The 1,398-nt window shown below is 69.4% G+C and carries 2 protein-coding genes; both read right to left on the bottom strand.

Annotation, left to right across the window (positions count from 1 at the left end; translation table 11 throughout):
* Nucleotides 1-54: 54 nt before the first annotated feature.
* Entirely contained in the window at nucleotides 55-429 is a 375-nt protein-coding gene (locus ABZ863_RS35675; RefSeq protein ID WP_003946969.1) for an RNA polymerase-binding protein RbpA, read from the bottom strand.
* 254 nt (nucleotides 430-683) lie between these two features.
* Nucleotides 684-1,398: MFS transporter (locus ABZ863_RS35670; protein WP_358544211.1), on the bottom strand; the 715-nt coding region annotated here is incomplete at its 5' end.

Genomic DNA, 1,398 nt, shown 5'->3' with positions numbered 1-1,398 from the left:
GGGGTGGCACGGCCCACGGGCCGAGAACGGTGCGTCAGGCGCACCGGAAGCGCCTCAGGCGGACTTCCGGCTGTCCCGCGGGTGCACCGCGATGTTCATGGCGCCGGAACGAAGGACCGCCAGCCGCTCGGCCAGCACCTCCTCCAGCTCCTCCCGCGTGCGCCGCTCCATCAGCATGTCCCAGTGCGTGCGCGCGGGCTTGCCCTTCTTCTCCTCAGGTCCGTCGCCGTCCACCAGAAGTGCCTGGGCGCCGCAGACCTTGCACTCCCACTCCGGCGGAATCTCGGCCTCAACCGAGAACGGCATCTCGAATCGATGTCCGTTCTGGCATGCGTACTCCACGGCCTGGCGCGGGGCCAGGTCGATGCCGCGGTCGGTCTCGTAGCTCGTCACCACGAGGCGCGTGCCGCGAAGAGCTCGCTCACTCATGAATCGTGCCTCCCGGGCTTGTCGCCCACAGGACAGGTGTCGCTGTCGTCGTCATCCGGTCAACGTCCGGTCGGCGGTAAAGATTCCCGTTCAGGGTCATGCGTCGCCGTCGTAGCCGCCCCTTGTTGTACCCACCATCGCCCGGTTTGTCACATCTGACAGGGGGTGCGCGCCCACACCGCACGTATTTCACGCGCAGTAACGGTACGCCTGGCGAGCCAAACGCGTACACTACCGCCGTTTTGCCGTCCGCGCTAAATCCGCCCCGGCACGGGATTGCCCGCCTCCAGGACGGCTCTGCGTACGGGTACCCGGGCCAGCAGCACGAAACCGATCACGAAGAAGAGGATCAGGGAGAGGATCGCGTCCCGGTAGCTCCCCGTGAACTGGTAGGTGAGGCCGAAGAGCAGCGGGCCCAGCCAGCTCATCCCCCGGTCGCTCATCTCGAAGGCCGCGAAGTGCTCGGCCTCCTTGCCCGCCGGCACCAGGTGGGAGAAGAGCGAGCGGGAGAGCGCCTGGGTGCCGCCCAGCACCGTGCCGATGAAGGCCGCCAGCACGAAGAACCAGACGGGCGAGCCCGCCGGCAGGAAGTACCCGGCGGCCAGGATCAGCGTCCAGACCACCAGCGAGCCAAGGATCGTGTTCCGCGCGCCGTACTTCCGGGCCAGCCGCCCCATGCCGAGCGCCCCGGCCACCGCGAGGACCTGCACCAGCAGCACCGCCACGATCAGCGTCGACTGGTCCAGCCCCAGCTCCTCGGAGCCGAAGACCGACGCCTGGCTGATCACCGTCTGCACGCCGTCGTTGTACATCAGGTACGCCAGCAGGAACCCCAGGGTCAGCGGGTGGCGGCGCATGTCCCTGACGGTCGCCACCAGCTGCCCCCAGCCGCCGCGCCGGGCCCCCACCGCCTCGGCGGGCAGCCGCCGGTCGCGCAGCCTGCGCAGCGGGACCAGCGTGAACGCGCCC

Origin of the sequence: Saccharomonospora sp. NPDC046836, from assembly GCF_040645195.1 — a bacterium.
Lineage (GTDB): Bacteria > Actinomycetota > Actinomycetes > Mycobacteriales > Pseudonocardiaceae > Prauserella_A.
This window is presented reverse-complemented; position numbering and strand designations above follow the sequence as displayed.